We start from the raw sequence: 431 nt of genomic DNA on the forward strand, positions 1-431 counted from the left end.
TCCATGCGGGACAAGAAAATCTCTTTTCTGGTCTGACGGCGCTTACTGCTGAATTCACTGTCGGCGAAGGTAAGTTGATGACTCATGATGAACCCTGTTCCATGGCTCCAGATGATAAACATGATCTCATATCAGGGACTTGTTCGCACCTTCCCTAGACTTATAGCATTGGCACAAACGTTTTTCCTCGGAAACTTCACGGGTTTGTTGTTTCGCCGTTAGCAACCTGGGATTTAGCTTAAGTCAGATAAAAAAAGCGTATTAGTGAAAATGTTCTTCGCAGCATGCTGTGATACTGGTCTGCCGCCACGTTAAGCGTGATCTTGACCCGCCATTTCCGGACAGCTTTTGTATCTTAAGTTAACGATGCCCGCTGCCGCCGGTATTCTCTCGGAGAGTGATATCCCAGCGCACTATGCGGGTGATTTTCA

At 47.1% G+C, this 431-nt stretch carries 1 protein-coding gene; it reads right to left on the minus strand.

Going from position 1 to position 431, the window contains the following annotated elements; genetic code table 11:
* On the minus strand, positions 1-86 hold an 86-nt coding region (locus tag FHC52_RS22890), incomplete at its 3' end, for a hypothetical protein (RefSeq protein WP_001681162.1).
* Between the last annotated feature and the right edge of the window lie 345 nt (positions 87-431).

The organism is Enterobacter sp. EC_64, from assembly GCF_019584165.1.
GTDB lineage: Bacteria > Pseudomonadota > Gammaproteobacteria > Enterobacterales > Enterobacteriaceae > Enterobacter > Enterobacter roggenkampii.